We start from the raw sequence: 21579 nt of genomic DNA, 5'->3' as shown, positions 1-21579 counted from the left end.
TGCACCTTCGTGTTAGAGCCGCTGCACGCCGTACCCACCGCCAACCTCGATGACCGCGCCTGTGGCGTACTCGAAGTACCCTTCACAAAACGCGACGACCGCTTTCCCTATGTCCTGCGGCGTGCCCCAGCGCGGAGTGAGCAGAAGGCCTTTCGCTATTAGGTCGTCATACTTCTTCTTTGCGGGCGCGACCATGTCAGTATCGGTCATGCCCGGGCGGATTTCGTAGACGTTAATTCCGTACTCGGCCAGGCGCACGGCAAACGTTTGTGATGCCATGCTGAGTCCCGCCTTGCTGATGCAATACTCAGCACGGTTCGTACTCGCAACGTTGGACGATATGCTGGTAATGAACACGATCTTCGGCGCGTAGGTGGCCCCGGCCCTGACCTGCGCGATCATCTGATTGGCCACGCGCTGAGTCAGAAAGAACGGCCCGCGCAGGTTGATGTCGATGAGCCGGTCGAAACTCTCGTCGTTCGTATCGAGGATATCGAGCCGGACCTTCGGCGCGACGCCCGCATTGTTCACCAGGACGTCGATACGTCCGAAGCGGCCGAGCACGGCCTCAGTAATACGGCCATGCTCTTCCAAGTTTCCGACGTCGGACGCAATCGCCAGAAACTGCTGGCCGCGCCCGACGACCTCGCGTTCCGTTTCCTGAATCCCGCTGGTCAGGCTCGTGGCCACCCCTGCGATATCGTAGCCGTTGGAGGCCAGTTCCAAGGCGATTCCCTTGCCGATTCCTCGGCTGGCCCCGGTGATTAATGCGACTGCTTTGCCCAAACGATCCCCACTTTCGTATTCGCGTCAGTCATGGCGGTAGATATCGACCCGCCGCGTCGTCCGTGCCGAGCCGCCGTGGCTTCCCAGATCGAAAACGACGCCTACGATCAAGAGCAAAAGGCTCCATCCCTGGAAGCCGCCGGTCTCATTCATGCCGATGGCGTACGCGCAGGTCGTGTAAGGCATGAAAAAGAAGCCCAGGATCGGCCATATGCGCGTCTCGAATGCGGGCGCCATATATGCAAGCAGCCACATCAGGAACAGCGCGAGCCGCGGCGCGATGACGGCGATCAAAACAAATAGACATGGCATGGTACGGACCTCCACATGCCGTTCTCGCTCCACTGTAACCGGTTGCGCGGTGGACGCACAAGCAGGCTTGACACAGCTTCGATCCGGATGCGACGCTCTTGCCAGAGCCGGGTATCGAGTCAGACATGGACAGTTTTTCAACAGACCGCAGCGGGCCGCTAATCCAAGCCGAGCGCCTTCGAAAGGAATTTCATGGGCACGCCGGAATGCCTATTGTCGCCGTGGCCGACGCGTCCTTCCAAGTAGACGCCGGCGAAATATTTGGGCTTCTCGGTCCGAACGGCGCAGGCAAAACAACTCTGTTGCGCATGCTGGCTACAATCATAACCCCCACGTCCGGGACCCGATTCATCGCCGGACGTCCAGCCGATGAAGCGCCGAACGCCGCGCGTAAGCACGTGGGGTTTCTCTCCGGAAACACTCGGGTATATGGACGTCTCACTCCGCGCGAGTTGCTTCGGTACTTTGGCCAGTTGTACGAATTGGATCATGCAAGCATCGACAAGCGCACGCGTGAGCTCTCTGACTCGCTTAATATGGGCGCATATCTTGATCGGCGGTGTGACACGCTCTCGACCGGCCAAACTCAAAAGGTCTCGATCGCGCGCGTGCTGCTTCACGACCCGGACGTGCTGATTCTCGACGAGCCTACCCTCGGACTAGACATCATGGCCCGCAGCACCATTCTCGAGTTCGTTCAGTCAGCAAAGCGCCGCAATCACTGCATTGTCTTTTCCACGCATGACATGGGTGAGGCCGAAATGCTCTGCGACCGTGTCGGCATTATCTTCGACGGCGAAATGCTTTCAATCTCCTCGCTCGGCGATTTGTCGCGCCAGACCGGCGCCTCGAACCTGCACGACGCCTTTCTCGCGGTCATTCGCCAGAAAGCGGCGGCCTGATGCGCCTCCACACGGTTTTGGTCATCTTCCGCAAGGAAGTTCTCGACATGCTCCGGGACAGGCGGACGCTTATCGCGATGATCGGCATTCCACTGATCCTGTATCCGGCACTGTTCGTATTCGGCTCCCAAGCAGCCATTATGCAGCAGGACAAACTTGACGAAGCGAAGTCGCGCATCGCGGTGGGCGGCGTCGATTCCGAACTGGTGAAAGGTTGGCTGGCGAAAGACCGAAAGCTGCTGGTGCTCTCGCCGATAAATCCGGATGACGCGCTGCTCAAGGGCGCGTTGGATGCCTACGTTATGTTGCCGGACGATTTCGCGCAACTTGTCGACGATGGCAAGACCGCGCGTGTTACTGTCCGATACGACGCGTCTGACACAACGTCGCAAGAGGCTTCGCGCCGCGTCGCGGATACGCTGAACGATAGTTTTGATGCGCTATTGCGCGAGCGGCTAGCGCGGGCCGGGCTTTCGGAGGAGTACGCGCGACCGATTGAAGTCGAGCGGCATAACGTAGCGCCGCCGGAAAAGACGACCGGGGCCATGCTGGGCCTTCTCATGCCGCTCATCATGATCGTTATGGTGGGCGTCGGCGCGTTCTATCCCGCGATCGATCTAACGGCGGGGGAGAAGGAGCGCGGTACGTTCGAGACCCTGCTCTCGACGCCGACGCAGAGCATGGAAATCCTTGCCGGGAAATTCCTCACCGTATTTTCGATTGCCGTTATAACGGGGCTGACGAATCTCGGCAGCATGCTCACAACGCTCGCGTTTCAATTTTCGCAATTGCAGGACGACAACATCCCATTTTCCATTCGCATTCCCCTGGGCAGTTTTCTACTTATCTTCGTCTCGATCCTCCCGCTCGCGTTTCTCATTTCGGCGGTAATGATGTCGGTCGCCGTGCTCGCGCGCAGCTTCCGGGAAGGGCAAAGCTTGTTGACGCCGGTCCTGATTCTCATCGTGTTTCCGGCGGCCATCGCGACCATCCCGGGAACGCGCTTGACCACGGCCACGCAACTCATGCCGATCGCCAACTTTTCCCTATTGTTCAAGGACCTCATGATTGCGCAGGCGTCTGCCGAGTCGGTCGCAGTCGTGCTCGTAAGCACGACGGTCTATGCGGCAATCGCACTCATCATCGCCGCTCGCATGTTTCAGCGCGAAGACGTCGTGTTGTCGGTCGACGCAGGATTGCCCATTACGCTGCGGCGCTCGATGATCCCGCCGCGCGCGGTGCCGACGCCGGGGATGTCGCTCCTGGTTCTATCGGTGTGCCTCCTGCTGTTGTTCTATGCGGGCACATATATTCAGAGCAACTACGGGCTCGCAGGTGTCGCGATGACGCAGTGGTTGCTGTTCCTTGCCCCGACGCTGTTCATGCTGTGGTACGCGCGCGTGAGTCTGCGCGAAGCGCTCGCGATTAAGGCGCCGGCCGCGACCGCTTTCGCAGCGGCGCTCCTGATTGGTTTGGGGTGGTCCGTTTGGAGCCAACAACTGAGCGTATGGCAGGACTGGATTTGGCCGTTTCCCGCCGCCCTCGCCGAAGAGATGACGAAGCTGCTGCAATTTGACGACGCGCCGCTCATTATCCTGTTGCTTGTGCTTGCCGTTTCTCCGGCGATTTGCGAGGAGTTTTTGTTCCGTGGCGCCCTGTTGTCCGGTTTGCGCAATGCGATGCCCACGTGGGCCCTGATTCTGTTCGTAGCGGTAGCATTCGGAGCGTCGCACCTTGTTATCCAACGGATGACAGTCACGGCAGTGAGCGGCATAGTCTTGACGTATATGGTTTGGCGGTCGGGTTCGATTTTCACGGGTATGATTGGCCACGTGCTCGTTAACAGCATCGCAGTACTCATTCAAACCCAACAATTGCCGGCCGCCGCGCAGGCCATTGCGAATACGGCCTTAGGAGATGGGGCCGGGTTTCCCGCGTATGTCCTCGCGATATCAGCCCTACTCTGCGCAATCGGGATCGGGCTGATCGAATTTGGTTCAAGAAAAAAAGAGGGCGGATCGCGCTGATCCGCCCTCCGCTCAGTTGGACTCGGATGCGTTACGCTTCGATCGCGGGCACCGCAAACGGTTTGCGGTAGTTTCGCGTCAGCATGGCGTTCGCTTCATCGTCACCGATGACCTGCTCCTTCACCGGATCGAAGTCGAGGCTTCTGCCGAGGCGCGCCGACAGCAATCCGAGGTGGCACAATGCGGACGAATAGTGTCCTTCGACGATCGGCGCGTACAGACTGTCTGCTTTCCGCGACTTCACCGCCTCAAGGAAATTGTTGAAGTGTAACGCGTCGTTGCCCTCCTCGCGGCTGGGTCCCGGTTCGCCCTTCTCGCCCAGGTACGTGACATATTTGTCGTATGTCGGGACAACCATGTACCCCTCCGAACCATAGAACAGGGTGCCGACACTGGCGCCTGCTTCGTCGTTAATTTGCGGTGTTCGGAACGGGCGCGTCTCGAATACAAGCATTTTGCCCATAGGTCCCGCATTCGGATAGTGGAAAGCTGTCGTGATGACGTTCGGTGTTTCCTTGTCGTCATCGTACAGGAACTTCCCACCCATTGCGCTGACCTTGCTGGGCAGCTCGACGCCTAGCCCCCATCGCGCGATGTCCATTTGATGGACGCCCTGGTTGCCCATGTCGCTGTTGCCGTAAGCCCAGAACCAATGCCAGTTGTACGGCACGATGCTCTTGTTGAATTCGCGCTCCTGCGCGGGGCCCTGCCAGAGGTTCCAATCCAAGTCCGCGGGGGGCGCCTCGTTTGGGTTCTTCCCAATCGATGCGCGCCGCTTGTAACACAGCCCGCGCGCCATGTACACCTCCCCGATGACGCCTTCCTTCAGCTTTTGCATGCCTTCCTGAACAGCGGCGCTGCTGCGGATTTGCGTGCCGTGCTGGCAGATGCGGCCAAACTTCTTCGCGGCATTGACCAACTGCCGGCCTTCCCACACGTTATGCGAGCAGGGCTTCTCGACATAGACGTCTTTGCCCGCCTCCATCGCCCAAATCGCCGCCAAGGTATGCCAGTGGTTCGGGGTCGCGATGCTTACCGCATCGACGGATTTGTCCTCGAACAGTTCCCGCATGTCGGTGTATGTCTTGGGCTTCTTGCCCAACTTCTCGTTCAACATCTTCGCGCCGCCGTCGAGCACACTCTTTTTTACGTCGCACAGCGCCACGAGTTCGGACTGGCTGCTGTCGCACCACTGGCCGATGTGCTCGTTTCCTCGGCTGTTAAAACCAATGACGGCCATGCTGACGCGCTCGTTTGCGCCCCAAACCGAGGACGACGCCATGGTCCCCGCGATCATCGCCGCGCCGGACCGGCCCATGAATTGTCTGCGTGATAGTGGCATAGGAAAATCTCCGTAAATTGCCCGGTTTCGGTGTATCCGCCCAAACGCTTATTTTGGATCAATCCGGATTGAGAGGGCAAATGAAAGCTAGGGGAGAGGAATCTCGTTTTGAATGACTTGTTTGAGCGTTTGCCGTTGTCGAATCAGACGGAAATCGTCCTTCGACGTGAGCAGGACCTCGGGGGCTTCCGGGAATGAATTATAGTTCTTCGCGGACATGCCCGCGCAGTACGCGCCCGCGCCGCCGATGACGAGCAAATCGCCAATCTTGGGTTCCAGCAACGTGCGCGGCTGAAGTCCCTCGGGGTTGCCCGGCTCCGGCGTCAGAATGTCGCCGCTCTCGCAACAATGACCGACGACAATGCAGTCGCGTGCGCTCCGCTTCTCGGGCGTCGCGGGCACGACCACGATGGGGTGTTGCGCGCCGTACATGCTGGGCCGGATCACTTCGGTCATACCGGTGTCCGTCTTGATGAAGTCATAGCCGTTTGGGCCTGTATCCACGACATCGATGATCGTGCAGACAATCGCACCGGCATTGGCGACGAGGTACGTGCCGGGCTCGAGTTCGAGGTGCAGCTTGCGGCTGTATTTGGAGTAGAACTCCTCGAAATCGCTGACGATGCGGCGGCCAATGACCTGCAAGTCCGCGGTCGGTTCGAGCGACATTCGACCGACCTTGAACCCGCCGCCGAGTGACAGGGTGCGCACGTTCGGCAATTGCGCGGCGATGTTCAACGATAGTTGCGCGCACGAATGCCACGCGTCCGGGTCCGCGCCGGAGCCAATGTGCGTGTGCATGCGCGAAATGGTCAGACCGTATTGGCCCCGAATGGCCTCGACTTCGTCCAGGTGTTCGTGCCAGATGCCGAAACTTGCGCTGGGTCCGCCCACATTGGTCCGGTTACTGTGCCCGGAGCCGAGGCCCGGGTTAACGCGAACGCAAACCTCGGTGTTGGGAAAGAGACTCCCGTACGTGTCGAGCTGGTGCAACGAACACGCCGTAAACAGCACACCCTGCTCCACAAGTTCCTTCAGATTATGGGGCAACTGCTGCGCCGTGATCTGGAGGTGATTGGGAGGGACCCCGGCACGCAACGCGCGCTCGGCCTCATACCCGCTGCTGCAATCGAAGTGCAGACCCATTCCCGAAAAAATCTGGAGTACCGCCACGTTCGGCAACGCTTTCATGGCGAATCGCGCCGTCAACCCGTACGCGTTCGGCACCGAAAGCAGCGACTTTGCATACGCCCTAAGCGTTTCCTCGTCGTACACGTACGCCGGCGTGCCGAACTCGCCGCGGATGCCGCGAACGTGCGCCTCGGTCAAGAAACGTAGCTTTTCCATGGTATTCCTGAAGTTGGCCGACTGCTGGAAGTGGCCGTATTTATAGCAGATCGATGCGTATGCAGGCCAATTGACTGGCCCCGCGCAGTAGAACCGGCGGTACGGCAGCGACTACGATACGCACACATCCCATGGCAAAATCGAAAACGACATTTGTATGCCAATCCTGCGGCGCGGTACTCGTGCGCTGGGCGGGACGTTGCCCCGAGTGCAACGAGTGGAACTCCGTCGTCGAGGAGCAGGTCATCGAGCCCGGCTCGCACGTGCGCGCCGCGTTCAAGGACGGCGCGGAACCTACACCCATTACCGACCGTTCGCAGCCGACTCCGAATCGGCAGGTAACCGCGCTCGCGGAATTTGACCGGGTGCTGGGCGGCGGGATTGTGCCGGGCTCGCTCATCCTCATTGGCGGCGATCCCGGCATCGGCAAGTCGACGCTCATGCTCCAAATCTCCCACGCAGTCGCTGAGGCCGCCGGGCCAGTCCTGTATGTGTCCGGGGAAGAGTCCTTTGACCAGACGCGCATGCGCGCGGGGCGGCTCGGCACGCTCAGCGACCGTCTCCTGATCTACACCGAAACTTCGCTTGAAGCGGTGCGCGGTCAAATCAAGGAAGAGGACTATGCGCTCATCGTCGTCGACTCTATTCAGTCCATGTACACGCCGGAACTGGCTGCCGTGCCGGGTAGCATCAGTCAGGTGCGCGATTGTGCGAACGAGTTTCTGCGCCTGGCGAAGGGCAGCGCCATCCCAATTTTTCTCGTGGGACATGTGACGAAGGACGGATCGATCGCCGGGCCGCGGCTGCTCGAACATCTCGTCGACACCGTCCTGTACTTCGAGGGGGAGGGCAAACAGGCGCTCCGCATTCTGCGCGCCGTGAAGAACCGGTTCGGCTCGACGAACGAAATTGGCGTCTTCGAGATGACCGAAACGGGCCTGCGCGAAGTCCCCAACCCAAGCGCGCTGTTTCTGAGCGAGCGCCCCAAAGGCGTCAGCGGCTCCGTCGTCATTCCCAGTGTTGAAGGCACGCGGCCGTTGCTGGTCGAGGTGCAGGCGCTTGTGGGCGATACGCCGCTTGCGTCGCCGCGCCGTACGGTCGCCGGAATCAATCCGAACCGCGTCGCGCTAATCCTCGCGGTGCTCGAAAAACGCGCGGGCGCGCACATTGCGGACAAGGACGTATTTGTGAACGTTGCCGGGGGCGTCCGGCTGGACGAACCCGCGGCCGATCTTGCGGTCGCGGTGGCGCTCATGTCGAGCTTGCTCGAAGCGCCCGTCCCCTCGGATATTGCGGTCTTCGGCGAGGTAGGGCTGGCGGGGGAAATCCGCGCCGTGGACATGGCGCGCAGCCGGGTCGCCGAAGCCTCGAAGTTTGGCTTCTCACGGTGTATCCTACCCAAGTCCTGCGCCGCCGACGTGCGCGAGGGGGACATCGAGATTGTACCGGTGAACACCGTGTCGCAGGCACTCGATATCGCCCTCGATCGTTAGGACCGGAGAATCCCCTAAACCCGCGACCAATGGGACACAAGAATGGCAAGGAAACCACGTAAGAAAGACAAGGCGGCGCTGCGCGACGCGTTGATGATGGTATCGCCGGGGACGGAACTGCGCGAAGCCATCGCCGCGATTATCCAGAGCCGCAACGGCGCGCTGATCTGCATCGGCGATCCAAAACGGCTCGCGGATGTCTCCGAGGGCGGCGTCGAGATCGACGCAGAACTGACGCCGCAACTGCTGTACGAACTCGCAAAGATGGACGGCGCGATCATCCTCAATCAGGAGGGAACGCGCATCGTCTACGCGAACCGTTTCATCAAGACCGACACGTCCATTCCCACGGACGAAACCGGTACTCGCCACCGGGCAGCAGAGCGGCTTGCGAAGCAAACGGGCTGCATCGTGGTTGCGGTGTCCGAGCGGCGTTCGACCGTTACCCTGTACGCACACGATGCGAAACAAATCCTGGACAGCATTTCGACGCTCTTGAACAAGTCGATGCAGGCCCTCAATACGCTCGAAAAATACGTGCGTGCGCTGGACCAGGCGACGACCGATCTCAGCACTCGGGAGTTCGAAGACGTCGTCACCATTTTCGACGTCTGCAAGACGGTACAGCGCTGCGAAATGGGCACGCGCATCGCCCGCGAGATCGAACCCTATATTGTCGAATTGGGCAGCGAAGGGCGCCTCGTGGACATGCAGTTGCAGGAACTGCTGATTCCGTTCGAAGAGGCGCAACTTGTCGTCAAGGACTACTACCGGGAAAAAGCGGGCATCAAATACGATCAAGCGCTCGAACGCGTGGGGGAAGTCACCGCCGAGGAACTGCTCGAGCTGTCGAACATCAGCAACGCGCTCGGTTACAGCGCAAATCTCAAGAGCATCGACACCTACCTTTCCCCGCGCGGGTACCGCATCCTGACACAAACGCGGCGGCTGACGCCGCAAATCATCGAGAACCTCGTTCAGAAATTCGGATCGCTGCAGCAGATCATGCGCGCTCCAAAGGAAGAATTGTGCACGGTGGACGGCATCGGTGAGATTCTTGCCGAGCGAATTCGCCTCAGTCTGAACAGCCTGCGGAATCAACTCGCAATGGACCGCGTGCGGCGGTAGTCACAGTAGATCGAGAAAGCGGGGACGGCAATGCGCAAGTCAGGGGTCTGTCCGAAATGCGGTTCAACGGAGGTGCTCGTTGGAGCGGAATTGTCGGATCGTGGCGAATCGAATGTCCGTAAACCGGCAACCGTGCGCGTTTACACAAACCCCGACGCACTGATTTTCAAGGGCGCAAAAGACGCGAATGTTTCCGCGGATGTGTGCATGAGCTGCGGGTTCCTCGAGTTTTACGCCGCGAACCCGGGCACTCTTTACGCCGACTAAGATGAAAGACGGAATGAATGCGTTATCTTCTCGATTGTGAAGTTGTCGAAAACGACGAGGTCGCCCCGGAACAGTATCGGATGCTGATTCACGCACCCGAGTTGTCGCGTTCTGCGGTCGCCGGGCAGTTCTGCATGCTCCAGGTCGCGGATGGTCTGGCGCCTTTCCTGCGGCGCCCCATGTGCTTCGAGCGGATACTCCGCGACCATGTGTCTATTCTCTACAAGATAGAGGGGGAGGGCACCCGGCTCCTATCGAAGATGCGCCCCGGCACAACCCTGGGCGTGCAGGGGCCGCTCGGCAACGGCTTTCCGATTGACCGGAGGTTCGAGCGGCACATCATCGTTGCCGGCGGGATCGGCGTTGCCACGTTTCCTGCGCTGGCGGAGGCGCTCGTGCAAAAGTGCGACGTTGCTCCGGACGTAATTCTCGCAGCGCGCTCGAAGCACCTCATCCTCTGCGCGGACGAGTTTCGCGCGCTGGGCTGCAAAGTACACATCGCTACCGACGACGGGACTGCGGGCGAAAAACTCTTCGCGTCGCAGATGCTGGCAAAGCTCGCACCCGGGCCGGCATCGCGCGTGTACGTGTGCGGCCCGATGATCATGATGAAGACGACGTCGGATGTCGCAATCGCCGCGGGAGCGGACTGCGTCGTTTCGCTCGAAGCGCAGATGGCTTGCGGAGATGGCGCGTGCCTGGGGTGCGTCGTCGAGTCAAAAAGCGAGAAGGAAGGCGAGAAGATGGTACGCGTGTGCCTGGATGGTCCTGTGTTCGACACGATCCTGATCGACTGGGAAGCGCACAACATGGCCTACGACCGCTAGAGCGTTTCAAGGCCGGCTGCACCGCGTGCTCGTGCTCCTGGTCGTCATCCTACTCGATCTTTTCGAGTATCGAGTGCGAGTACGACGACGACTCACGAGCTAGAGCACGAAACAGACGGTGTGCTCAAACTTGAATTGCTCTAGCCAGTCGCAACAGGGGCTACTCCGAAAACTGGAACGTATTTGCGTCCGCGGCGCCATTCGGCATTGCATATTCGTACGTGCCTTCCATCGCCCGCGTAAAGCGTCCGCTTGGGTCGTCGACGTAATAACTTCCCGATATTACTCCGACCACAACGCCGTCCGCGTTCGCCAGCACGCCGCGAAATTGGTAGGTGTTCGTCTGAGCGAGAATGACATCCACCGCCGGCACGCGTATTGGCATGTTGTTTGCCGTCAACTTTTCGTTCAGCCATTTGGGGACGGCGTACCACGGCGTGGCCAGCCACTCGTACGCGCCGGGCATATTGAACGGCTCGACATGCGCCAGCGTTCCCTGATCGCTGAACAACGCAGCAATGTACGAACCGTCCGGGTTCGGCCAGCGCACTTCGTACCAGCCCGCGGGGGTGTACGCCCCCAGCTCGTCCTCGGGCGTCTCAACTCCATCCGACCCCATCGTCGCGATTACGTCCGCTTCAGTCATGCCGGTGATGAGTTGTCCGAGCTTCTCCGGCGTCGCCACGTTTTGCGCCGCGGGCACGGCAATCGGCGTGTCCTCACCGGGCGTGGATTGCGCCGCGCTTGTCGGGGTGGCAGGCGTCGGTGTTGGTGACAGCGGCGTCGTGGCGGTGGTTGGAGCCTGAGTGGGCGGAGCGGCCGGTTTCGTGTCTGCCGGCCGCGTCGTCGTTGCGGAAGGCGCGGACGCCGCCGCATCGGATTTCGCCGCGGGCAAATCCACCGGCTTCGGTTTCTCGTTCGTGGCGCTGCGAGTGGTTGGCATTGTCGGCGTCTGTGTCGTGCTTGTTGGCAGCGCCGCCGTCCGCGTCGACTCATATTGTTGCCAGCCGTACACGCCCGCCACGACGGCAATGCCCAGACCCAGCGCAATTGCGACCATCGTCAACACAATCTTCATGATGAAAATATCCGGTTGCCCATATCGTTTCGTGCGTGATTACCGCGATTTGATCGCGTCCAGAACTTCCTTCGCATGACCTTCCGGCTTAACCTTCGGCCAGACCTTTGCAATTCTCCCATTTTCGTCGATGAGAAACGTTGCGCGCTGGACACCCATGTACTTCCTCCCGTACATGCTCTTCTCGACCCACACGCCATATTTTTCCGCCACCTCGTGCTTTTCGTCGGCCAGCAACGTAAGTGTCAGCCCGAATTTGTCGGCGAACTTGCAGTGCGACTTCTCCGAGTCCGGGCTCACACCAATCACGACCGCGCCCGCCTTCTCAAAGGCCTTTGCGTTCGCTTGGAACTCATTCGCTTCGACTGTACATCCCGGCGTGTCGTCCTTCGGATAAAAGTACAGCACGACGCATTTCCCCTTGAAGCCGGACAACTTGACGGTCTCGCCGTTAGCTGACTTGAGCGAAAATGCCGGGGACTTCGCCCCTTCCGTCGGCATCGCCGAATTCCCTGCGGCCATATAAGTTGCTCCTTTCAAGCAGCATATCGACGGTGTAACGCGCAACAATACTTTACCGCCTCGGGCGGGAATGCCGCCACTTGCACAAAATGGAGAGCGTAGTCTATGGTGCTTCCTCCACGCGCGCGTGACGGCCTGCCGTGCGCTTACAAGACAGGAGGATGGACTTGGACGCCCCAGACGTTCGCGATGCTGTGTCGCGCATCAGCCGTTTGCCGACGCTCCCGACCGTACTGGGGCAGATCATGGAAGCCTTATCCGATCCGGACAGCTCGGCCCTCGACCTGGGCAAACACATCGCGGCGGACCAAAGTCTTTCGGCGACGCTGTTGCGTCAGGTCAACTCGGCGTACTACGGTTTCTACCGGAAGATCACGACCGTGAAGGACGCCGTCGTGATTCTTGGGTTTCGCGAAGTCCAAAACCTTGTCCTTGCCGCCTCCGCGTTTCGCAGTTTCGCGAAGAGCAACTCGCCCTATAACCGCAATCAACTTTGGCGGCATAGTCTTGCCACGGCGATGGCCGCCGAACGAATTGCCAAACGGCTCTCGCTGGAAGCCGACGGCAGCCATTTCAGCGCGGGGCTTCTTCACGACATCGGCAAGGTCGCGCTCGACAGCGTGTATCCCGACAACTTTCAGGAGGCCGTGAAGCGCGCTGTCGACGGGCAGCGTCCGCTGTACGAAGTGGAGCCGGAAGTCTTCGGAATGGACCATGCCGAAGTGGGGGGCGTGCTCGGTGAACATTGGAACTTGCCGCCGCTATTGACCGAGGCGCTGCGCCGGCACCACACGCCCGATCAGGCGATGCTGTCCCCCCAATTGGCGCACGTCACCGCGCTCGCCAATCATCTCGCATACGACGCTGGCTATGGCGAAGCGAGCAACGCGGGAGACCACGCCTATCCCGCGTCGTCCGCTGCGGCGCTAAAAATGGACGCAGGCAGATGCCAGCCGATCGTCGACGAACTCAAGGAAGCGGCAGAACGCATAGATTCCATGCTCGGCGCTGTCGCGGCTGTATAGGTAAACTCGCCCTACCGCCTGAGAGCTACTAACCGGAACGGTTCCATCAATCCATATTCGACCGATTTGTATGCCGAGCCTTCCGGTGGCCCCCCTTCCGGCGCGCTGCGAAATGACTGTGGCGACGCAAATCCCAGCCGCATCTCCCCGAAGTACGGCCCCAACGTGTTCTTGAGCGTGCCGATTACAGTGACTTCAATGAAGTTTTCACCAGCCGTAAGGAAAGGCGTAACGTCGCACTCCGCCGGTTTCCACGCGATATGCCCGGCGCGCCGGCCATTGACGATTACCTCAGCCACGCTTCCGTGCCACTTGGGAAGCTCCACCAAGTAGCGGCCGTTGAGTTCCGGTATGTTGAATCGTTGCGCATAGGATACGCCGTGCGCGTAGAACGGGCAGCCTTGCTGGTTCCACGGACCGTGCGCGAAGGACGCCGGGGGAACGATCACATGACCCGATGCCGCGGGTTTCAGGGCGAAGTCGCCGAGAATGTAGACGGCGGCAATCTCGTGAAACATGTTCATCGGCCAGGCCTTTAGCGTAATCGAGTTTTCCCCGTTTCGGATTGTTGACGTGATGTCGATCTTCCCAAACGCGCGGTCGAGCCACCATTCGCCGGGCGTCGCTCGAATTGGCGTACCGTTACACGTAATCAGGTAAAGGTCCGGCCGCTCGACCACGGCGTGAATCGCGCCGGGAATTGGGCCGTCTATAGTGAATCGGTAGGTCGCTTCGAATCCGCTCTCTTTGGGAAGGTCCTCGCGGATCAATTCATCATTAAATTGCACGGCATGGTCCCAGGGGTTCTCCTGAAATCCAACACTCTGGAAGGCGAGCCGCGCCGCCGCATACATGTACTGCTTCGGATAGGACTTTTCGCCAATCGAGAGATCGAGATAATCGAGCGTCAAAACATTCGGGGCGACCCGTGCGATTTTCGGTTCCTCCATTGGCTCAATGGACTCCCGCCGCAGTGACTCCTGCGCGGCCGATTCGCCCTTCGATTTGTTCAGAAACAGGAGCAGGCTTCCACACGGTGGCAAATCAAACGCGACGGATGCCGTGCCCTCGAAATTCGTGTGCGGATAGGGTTCCGCGGCCCCCGATTCCAGGTTCCAACGCTGAACGTAGGACGCTCCCGCGGCAATCGATCCCTTTGCAGTCGCATCGTTGCGGGTATTCACAAGGAACACCAGGTCGCCATCATCGAAACGCCGGCGCATGTGATAGACGATCGCGTTCGTAGACGCCGGATCGATGGTCACGCGAGGCAACCGCTCGCGGTCGTTGGACCACTGTTCGATAAACTGTCCGCTCGTCATCCGCGTTGCGCCGGCGATGAGCGCGGTGGCTTTGTCCGATGGGCGTCCGTCCACGTACTGCAGTTGGGCGTCGCCAATACTCACCAACGTTCCCTTTGCTTTGACGAATGCGTCCAACAACTCGACCGTTTTCGCGTCGAGAGATTCGGTCCGCGGCGCAAGGATGACGCGGCCGTACGTTCGCGCGCCAATCCGCAGCTTGTCGCCTTCTACAGCGCCGTGGCGCGCGAGAATGTCTTCGGACCCCAGGTCGAATTCGACTTGCGCCTTGGCCAGGTTCGTTACCAACTCCTGGAACTCGATACCGATGCTCTCGCGGACCTCGCGATCCTCGTCGGTCTGATACATCCACACGGTCGTTGTTGGCTCGATAAGCAGAGTTTCCGCTACCGGTTCGCCGTGGGACAACGCGGCCGACAGGCGCGTAAAATACTTCGCCATGACGTGATAGCTGTTCCACCATGGCTCGTGATACGAGAACGACTGCGGATAATCGTACTTTCGCGCACCGCGCATCGTGATGTAGGAGAGGTGTTCATTGAGCGTGTTGACACCCAGCACGAACAGCCAATCGCCGATGCGTTTCATGTCCTCGAAGCGCAGGTCCCATCCGGCGCCTCCGTACGCTTCGCACAACGTGCGCCTTACGCCGGTCTGGTTCGCCGCGCTCGCCAGTTCCAACACGGCGCGGACGTTCCCGAACTGCGCGTGGGGACCTTCGTTGTACTCGTTGAACAATGTATCGATAGCCGGCCGTTGGTGCCACGCGTACATCGCCATGTTGTCCGGCGCCTGCTTGCAGTTTGGCCACTCGTGTTCCCAGTAGTGACCGGTAAACTCGAGATCGTTCTCCGCGCAGTAGTCGTGATACGGTTTGGCCCATCGCTCGATGAACAGGTGCAGCAAGGTTTGGTAGTAGTCATGCCGCACCGCGCGCCAGTCTCCGACGCGCTGCGAAAGACTGGGCAACGTATCGAGAATCGAATACCCATATCGCTCCTGCATGACGTCCGGAAGGTCGGTCGTCCAGTGAAACCCGCCCGCCGGCGCGAGGTGCGGTTCGTCCGTGAACGATCCTGGCACGCGTTTGCCAAGCTCGTCTCCGATCTCGCGCTTGTATGCGCCTAACGTGATATCGAGAAACTTCTCCGTTACGCCGGGCCTCAGTAAATCGACGTAGTACTTGCCTCCGAACCACGGTGACGACTTGGACTCATTGACCGTCGCCACAATGTAGGCGCCCTCCGGCAACTCGGTCCCGGCGCGGACCGTTTCGCTCACGTTCTCAAGAGATTCGCCATTCAACCGGAAGACGGCGATTGTCTTGTCGTCCCACGTGGGTGGTTTGGGCAGCGCATTGAGAAACAGGCCGATTCCGTGCGACTCCGGCATCGCCTCCGGCACGAAGCCCCCGGCGAAACCGGAAGGATACGAGTTCTCGTCGTATATCCACACGTTCATATCGAGGGTTTCGGCTTCGCGAAGCGCGGCTTTCCACAACTTGAACCAGTCCTCGGACAAATACGGCGTCATCAAGCCCGGCCGTGGATGCACGAATACCTGCTTGACCTCCTGCGCGGCAAGATCGCGCAGTGTCGCCAACACCTGCTCCTCGGTGAGCATGTCGTTCCATACCCACAGTGGGCCGGAACTGTACTCTCGCGGCGGGTCGGCGAAGATATCGAGGACCGCGCGAGACGATTCGGCGTCCGCAGACCCCATCAGACAAGCGATTCCAAGTGCGATAGATAGACCCCTGGCGCCCATATTTTCCCCCTTGTGCGTTCGGTGGCTGCGTCCGAGCCATTGGCGAAAGCGAGACCTTCGCGCATAGAAACGATTCCCCCACGCACGATCATCGCTCCGAACGTGAGGAAAACGCAAGCTTGCTTGGGTAAGTCAACCTTCCTGCGGTGAGGCCGCCGACCACGTAATCGTGGCCGGTCCGGAGGATGTAAGCGGAACTGTAAATATCAGGTCATAGGACTTCGTTGTCGGACGATATCGCGCCTGCCACCAGTCCTTGCCTGCCGACGGCGGCATCGGCTGAATCTCGCCGTCGCAGAGTACTTGCAGTGCAAAGTCCGCATTGATGCCGGCGTCCGCTATTGTCAGCGGGATAAAGCCCGATCCGCCCTCAATCGTGACCGATGCCCGTTTACCGTGGTGTGCGCGAACGATGACCGGCCATTCCGACAAGATCACGCCGGTCTCGGCGCGCGCGCGGATGTTGGTGTTCACGGCTTCGCGATGGACCATTCGCCAGTTCCCGCCGTAATCGCGAAGCGCCTCGCGAAACGATTCGTTTGGGCCGTAGTAGTCGTCCGCGCACTGGGGCAGGACGACCATCTCGACGACGCACTCGACGAAGTCGCCCCGCTCGAGCGCCGCGACGCCGGGTGGCGGGGACAATTCTACGATTGCACTTGGTATTCTCCCGTCTTCGGTCCCAAAGACCGAGTAGTGGGGGAGACGCATATCCTTCCCGCCAATCCGCGCTTTCCAGCGATGAACAATGAAGCCCCGATCCGCCCACGCGCCTTGATCGTCCTCCTTGATTACAGGTGGCGGGTTCTTTGTATTGCCGGTAACGGCGATCCACGGCTTCTCACCGTTTAACGGCACGCAGTGGCGGCTGTACTTCTTGCCGCCCATATCCGGAGTCCACGTTTCCTTCACGCCATCCAAATCGCCGCGCGAAAGGTGCGTGAACAGATTGTGGTTGTATCGGTCTGCTCCCAACTGGAAGAATGCCAGGCGCGTGAACGCGACAGGCTCTGCGACGTCGTATCGAAGCGTGTAAAGTCCCCGAACGAAGTCGTCGCTGCGCCAACTTTGCGTTGTGACATGCGATTGAATCGCGCCATCGGGTGTCTCGCCCGAGTACCGAACCGTCGTCAACACCGGCCCCTGCGATTCGTACTCGGTCTTCTGTCGCCCAAGATACTGCCGCTTTCCGTCCCGCTCGAGCACAAGAAAATCGCCGCCGCCCACGTTGTGTGTCCACGACCACTTTCGCTGCGGTTGTTTGCCCATACCCCAGACCATTAGCGGGCGAACATCGTCGATCATCGCACGGCCAAGATTCACGTCGGGGTCGTAGCAGATGCTTTCGCCGAAGGAGCCGAGAGCACATTCGTCCCACAATTGGTGCGTACCCCAGCCCTCGAGCGCGAGCTGCGCGTGCGAAACCGCGGGTACACCGCCCCAGTGCGCGTACGCGATCCGAAATTCGAGCGTATGTTTGGCCCTCGGCGCAAGCCGCAGCATCGCAATACCGTCAAACCACGGAGGCGAAACGTGCCAGTTCTTCGAGATTTGGACCGGCAAACCCATCGGCGCGCCGGTTTCGTCGCATAATACCGGCGACATGCCGGTTATCCCGAACCCGCCGCTTCGTTTTGAGAATGCGATGTGCAGCGTCTCTTCGGAATCGGCCGAATTCTCCACTTCGACGCGCACGCGCTCCATCGTCCAGATATCGGGATTGTCGCCAAGCAGAACCTGGTACCACCCAATGCTGGGATCTCGTGTGACGGACAGCGCACCGGTGTATGGCGCGATGCTCTCTGCACGCACCGTGCTCGTGTTTTGGACGGTAATTTGGGTGTTTGTTGGGACCAGTCCAATGGAGATCGACGCGGGCACGTCCTGCGATATGGCAATTACCGGGGTCTCTACTGTAAACGTCGTTCCTTCCGTATGGTCGCGTTGCGACTCGGGAATGAGATTTACCGCGCGAAGCGCGTTCCGGTGTTCCGCGGGGCTGTGACGCGCAACAATCGTTACATCACTCAAAGCATCGGCACACTCGACCCGGAATGTCGCGCGAACGTGGTCCGACCACGCGTAGATTGACAATTCCGCGCGCACATCATCGCGTGGAACTCCCGCTTGCGTTCTTAACGATATGTCACGGACGTCGATATGGGCAAAATATCTTCCAAGTCGTTGTATTAGCACGTCATCCGGGTTGGGCGCGCCTGTCTCGGCCTCATACATGGTATCGCCAATGCGCACCAGAAACGTGAGCGGCGACACCGCAAGTGGCGCCAGGACCTTGTCGTTACCGAGTTGCGCCGCCGTTTCTGCGTTCGGGCGCGTCCGGAATGTTCCAGTCTTTGTAATGCGCGCTTTGGATGCATTCAACAGAATCCCATAGTGTGGTGTTTGAATCGCGAACACGATGTCACCGTTCGCATCGCGGTTTCGCCAGCCGTAGGGATAGAAGCCGAAGACGTAGTCGTCCGCATGAGAAAGTAGACGATGATCCGGTGTGGTCGCGCCAACACTTGGGACGAACACGGCAATTAGAAAAGCGATGACGCGCAATCGACGAAAAACAACGAATATCCATGTCTTCTTCATCGGCTAAGGGCTACCGCAGCGTCACGGGGCCCGCGTGGGTAGTCTTCCCAGGCAGTAACACCTGCTCGACGAGATCGACACTTTTGTGGTCGCGCGTTTCAATGGTGATGGCATATCTCCCCGGTGGAATGGGTCCGAACTTCGCGCGTCCCTGTTCGTCGGTTGACGTTTCCGAAGGCCACCAGGGACCGTGCACCGGATGGCTCATCATCATGCCGACCGGTTGCGCGCCCACCGGAGCGCCATCGGCATTCATGACCTCGACGTCGAGCGTCGCGCCGGGAAGCATCGTAACGATCAGTGCTTCGTCCGGCGCTTGGTTTCCCGGCAACACGTCATAGTAGTTGTTCGCAAACCACTGTTTGGCCGGGTCCCACGCACGGACGTAGACGTATTGGTCGCTTGGTACGTGCAAAACACCCGATCCGTCCGTACCAGTCAATTCGCCCTGCGCAACGGGCGTGTCAAACGCGTTCGCCTGCTTCGTTGCAATGGGAAGCATGTTCGCCACCGGTCTGCCGTCCATATCGACGACTCTTACCTGCACTAACACATCTCGCTTCGTGGCAATTACCGGCGCGCTGGTAGTCTGCAACGGTTCCGGCGCAGGTGGGCGATCTGTTGCTGCATTGTCACCGCACGAGGCGAGTCCGGCCAGAATTCCCAAGGCGAAAAACAGACGTCGGTTCCTCGGACTGAGCCGCTTCCTGTACCCAGTGCTCGCAATGTTCAAGCACCGTTCCTTTCGCTCGTTCACACCTTTGCAGCGTCGAGGGATCACGTCTCAGTAAACGGCGTCTTCTCGCGAAGGGAGTGCGGCGGCCGTATCGCTGCCATTGTTGCCCGCGGACGCCTCCTCCTCGGCAGCAGGTGCTATTTCGGCTCCGTAGAGCCGTGTTCTGTACAGACTATCGGGGCGCTGCAAGAGTTCTTCGTGTTTGCCTTGCTCGACAACCCGGCCCTGGTCCAGCACGAGAATGCGGTCCGCCCGCTGCACAGTCGAGAGGCGGTGGGCAATTACGATGGACGTGCGCCCCACCACAAACTCCTCGATTGCTTTCTGGATAGCGCGCTCGCTTTCCATGTCAAGGCTCGACGTCGCTTCATCGAGAATGAGGATCGCCGGGTCTTTGATCAGGGCGCGGGCAATCGCAAGGCGCTGCCGCTGCCCGCCGGAAAGCGAACCGCCCGACTCGCCGATGACTGTCTCGTACTGCCGGTAAAGCTTCTCCACAAACTCGGTGGCATGCGCGGCCTTGACGGCTTGTTTGATCCGATCGTCGCTGTACGAGTCATTACCCGCAGCAATGTTCTCGCGCACCGACGCATTGAATAGAATCGTGTCTTGCGTGACGATGCTGATTTGCGCGCGAAGGCTCGATTGCGTCGCCTTGCGAATGTCGACGCCATCGATCGAAATGCTGCCCCCGGTAACGTCGTAGAATCGCGGAACCAACTTCGCCAGCGTGCTCTTGCCGGCGCCGCTGAAGCCCACGATCGCAATCATTTCGCCCTTCTTGACGTCAAACGTTACACCCCGCAGAACTTCCGTCTTGCCATCATAGGAAAAGTGGACATCCTCAAACCGAATGATTTCGCGCAACGGCTTCAAAGTGACTGCATCCGGCGCATCGACAATGTCCGGTTTAAGATCGATAAACTCGAATACGCGCTCGGCGCTGGCCACACTCGTTTGGACCGCATTGTTGACTGCGGTCAGTTTGCGCACGGGGTCCAGCATCATTGCCAGCGATAGATACAGTTTCAACAGGTCGTCCACCCGGAGCGAAGGATTCGGCTTGGTCACTTCGTAAACGCTGATCACAATGAACACAACGAAGCCAAGCGTCATCACAAACTCGGTCAGGGGGCCAATCGCGGCATCGGCCCGCATCATCTTCAGGCCTTGGCGTTGGAGTTTTGCGTACTCCCTGCGCACGAGCGAGCGCACGAAGTCTTCCATCAGGAACCCTTTGATGATGCTGATCCCCGCCACACTTTCCTTGGATACCGTCTGCAATCCCGCGATGCGTTCCAACGTGCGGCGCATGCTCTTGCGCACTTTTTGGCCAATCTTGATCATGATGAGCACGACCGGCGGCAGCACCCCCAGACCGATGATGGTGAGTGGCGCGTGGGCGCTAAAGGCGATCGTGAAAAAGACTATCGCCTTGAAGGGTTCGCGGAACAACTTCATGAATACCGCCGTCAGTCCGCGTCCCGCCGTGAAGCAGTCATTGGTCATGCGCGCGATGATTTCGCCGGAAGTGTGCTTCTCGAAGAACCGAATCGGCAGGCGAATGATGTTGTCGAACATTTCCAGCCCGAGCCGTACCGTGATAAACGTCGCAATGGACGCGCATAGGTATTCCTGGCCGAATCGCGACAAGCCGCCGATTAGCGCGAGAAGGATGACGATGGTGCAAAGCCAAACCATCGCCCGCGTTTGCCTGCCCTCCTCGCGGAGAAACCCTACGGCGTCGCGAAGCATTTGGTCGAGGTTGCTCGGCGCCCAGCCGACGATTGCCCGCATGTCTTCGACGCGGGCATTAATGCTTGCGGTATCGTCCGCCAACTGTTTCGCCGCTTCGCCGGGAGAGCTAAACGTGTAGGTCACAACGCTACCCGCAAATACGACGATGCCCCCCAACGAAAGCGCCACGAAAAAAGCCAGCACGACCGAAAGCGCAAGGCGCGCCTTGTATTCGAGGACGTAACCGAGCAGGCGCTTATAGATGCTCCACGAGTCGCCCTTGGGCTTCGCGACGTTCCGTTCTTCGTAATTCGTGTTTTCGTCAATACCGTACATGGGTTATCCGGGCGTTGGTGGGAA

17 protein-coding genes are annotated in these 21579 nt (G+C 59.6%); 7 read left to right on the top strand and 10 right to left on the bottom strand.

Going from position 1 to position 21579, the window contains the following annotated elements:
• Window positions 1-12: 12 nt before the first annotated feature.
• Together HUU46_13560 and HUU46_13555 are read right to left on the bottom strand one after the other, a co-directional pair.
• Window positions 13-786, bottom strand: a complete 774-nt coding sequence (locus tag HUU46_13560) for a 3-ketoacyl-ACP reductase (protein NUM54666.1) — start codon at window positions 784-786, stop codon at window positions 13-15.
• Window positions 787-810: 24 nt separating this feature from the next.
• Complete coding sequence (locus HUU46_13555; GenBank protein NUM54665.1) at window positions 811-1098, bottom strand: hypothetical protein; 288 nt, start codon at window positions 1096-1098, stop codon at window positions 811-813.
• 125 nt (window positions 1099-1223) lie between these two features.
• Here HUU46_13555 and HUU46_13550 point away from each other — a divergent pair, with 125 nt between their 5' ends.
• Both HUU46_13550 and HUU46_13545 read left to right on the top strand, forming a co-directional pair.
• Window positions 1224-2000, top strand: coding sequence for an ATP-binding cassette domain-containing protein (locus HUU46_13550; protein NUM54664.1), 777 nt, complete (start codon window positions 1224-1226; stop codon window positions 1998-2000).
• A 47-nt stretch (window positions 2001-2047) separates the two neighbouring features.
• Window positions 2048-4027, top strand: coding sequence for a CPBP family intramembrane metalloprotease (locus HUU46_13545; protein NUM54663.1), 1980 nt, complete (start codon window positions 2048-2050; stop codon window positions 4025-4027).
• Window positions 4028-4058: 31 nt separating this feature from the next.
• Here the strand turns inward: HUU46_13545 and HUU46_13540 are convergent, their stop codons facing one another.
• Both HUU46_13540 and HUU46_13535 read right to left on the bottom strand, forming a co-directional pair.
• Window positions 4059-5369 carry a Gfo/Idh/MocA family oxidoreductase gene (locus HUU46_13540; GenBank protein NUM54662.1) on the bottom strand — a complete coding sequence of 437 codons (1311 nt, stop codon included), beginning with the start codon at window positions 5367-5369 and terminating at the stop codon, window positions 4059-4061.
• A gap of 87 nt (window positions 5370-5456) precedes the next feature.
• Complete coding sequence (locus tag HUU46_13535) at window positions 5457-6716, bottom strand: diaminopimelate decarboxylase (protein ID NUM54661.1); 1260 nt, start codon at window positions 6714-6716, stop codon at window positions 5457-5459.
• Between the two features lie 131 nt (window positions 6717-6847).
• Between HUU46_13535 and radA the strand changes: the two genes are divergently transcribed.
• The 4 genes from radA to HUU46_13515 all read left to right on the top strand — a co-directional run bounded on the left by radA (window position 6848) and on the right by HUU46_13515 (window position 10431).
• The gene (gene radA / locus HUU46_13530; protein ID NUM54660.1) at window positions 6848-8209 is read left to right on the top strand and encodes a DNA repair protein RadA; all 1362 of its coding nucleotides are present in this window, start codon (window positions 6848-6850) and stop codon (window positions 8207-8209) included.
• Between the two features lie 42 nt (window positions 8210-8251).
• On the top strand, window positions 8252-9337 hold the full coding sequence (disA, locus tag HUU46_13525) for a DNA integrity scanning protein DisA (protein NUM54659.1): 1086 nt from the start codon (window positions 8252-8254) through the stop codon (window positions 9335-9337).
• Window positions 9306-9500 carry a hypothetical protein gene (locus tag HUU46_13520; GenBank protein ID NUM54658.1) on the top strand — a complete coding sequence of 65 codons (195 nt, stop codon included), beginning with the start codon at window positions 9306-9308 and terminating at the stop codon, window positions 9498-9500. Before disA ends, HUU46_13520 begins: the two co-directional genes overlap by 32 nt.
• A gap of 121 nt (window positions 9501-9621) precedes the next feature.
• Window positions 9622-10431, top strand: a complete 810-nt coding sequence (locus tag HUU46_13515) for a dihydroorotate dehydrogenase electron transfer subunit (protein ID NUM54657.1) — start codon at window positions 9622-9624, stop codon at window positions 10429-10431.
• 160 nt (window positions 10432-10591) lie between these two features.
• Here the strand turns inward: HUU46_13515 and HUU46_13510 are convergent, their stop codons facing one another.
• Window positions 10592-11509, bottom strand: a complete 918-nt coding sequence (locus tag HUU46_13510) for a hypothetical protein (GenBank protein NUM54656.1) — start codon at window positions 11507-11509, stop codon at window positions 10592-10594.
• Window positions 11510-11548: 39 nt separating this feature from the next.
• Window positions 11549-12010 (bottom strand): thioredoxin-dependent thiol peroxidase, encoded by a 462-nt coding sequence (bcp, locus tag HUU46_13505; GenBank protein ID NUM54655.1) that lies wholly within the window; start codon window positions 12008-12010, stop codon window positions 11549-11551.
• A 188-nt stretch (window positions 12011-12198) separates the two neighbouring features.
• Here bcp and HUU46_13500 point away from each other — a divergent pair, with 188 nt between their 5' ends.
• Window positions 12199-13056 carry an HDOD domain-containing protein gene (locus HUU46_13500; GenBank protein ID NUM54654.1) on the top strand — a complete coding sequence of 286 codons (858 nt, stop codon included), beginning with the start codon at window positions 12199-12201 and terminating at the stop codon, window positions 13054-13056.
• 11 nt (window positions 13057-13067) lie between these two features.
• Here the strand turns inward: HUU46_13500 and HUU46_13495 are convergent, their stop codons facing one another.
• The 4 genes from HUU46_13495 to HUU46_13480 form a co-directional block, all read right to left on the bottom strand.
• Window positions 13068-16100 (bottom strand): hypothetical protein, encoded by a 3033-nt coding sequence (locus HUU46_13495; GenBank protein NUM54653.1) that lies wholly within the window; start codon window positions 16098-16100, stop codon window positions 13068-13070.
• A gap of 177 nt (window positions 16101-16277) precedes the next feature.
• Window positions 16278-18746: a hypothetical protein gene (locus HUU46_13490; protein NUM54652.1), complete on the bottom strand. Its 2469-nt coding sequence runs from the start codon at window positions 18744-18746 to the stop codon at window positions 16278-16280.
• A gap of 10 nt (window positions 18747-18756) precedes the next feature.
• The gene (locus tag HUU46_13485; protein NUM54651.1) at window positions 18757-19293 is read right to left on the bottom strand and encodes a hypothetical protein; all 537 of its coding nucleotides are present in this window, start codon (window positions 19291-19293) and stop codon (window positions 18757-18759) included.
• Between the two features lie 237 nt (window positions 19294-19530).
• The gene (locus tag HUU46_13480) at window positions 19531-21555 is read right to left on the bottom strand and encodes an ABC transporter ATP-binding protein (protein ID NUM54650.1); all 2025 of its coding nucleotides are present in this window, start codon (window positions 21553-21555) and stop codon (window positions 19531-19533) included.
• Window positions 21556-21579 lie beyond the last annotated feature (24 nt).

The sequence above is a fragment of the Candidatus Hydrogenedentota bacterium genome, from assembly GCA_013359265.1.
Taxonomy (GTDB): Bacteria; Hydrogenedentota; Hydrogenedentia; order Hydrogenedentales; family SLHB01; genus JABWCD01.
The sequence above is the reverse complement of the archived record's forward strand: the minus strand, read 5'-3'. Positions and strand labels throughout refer to the sequence as shown.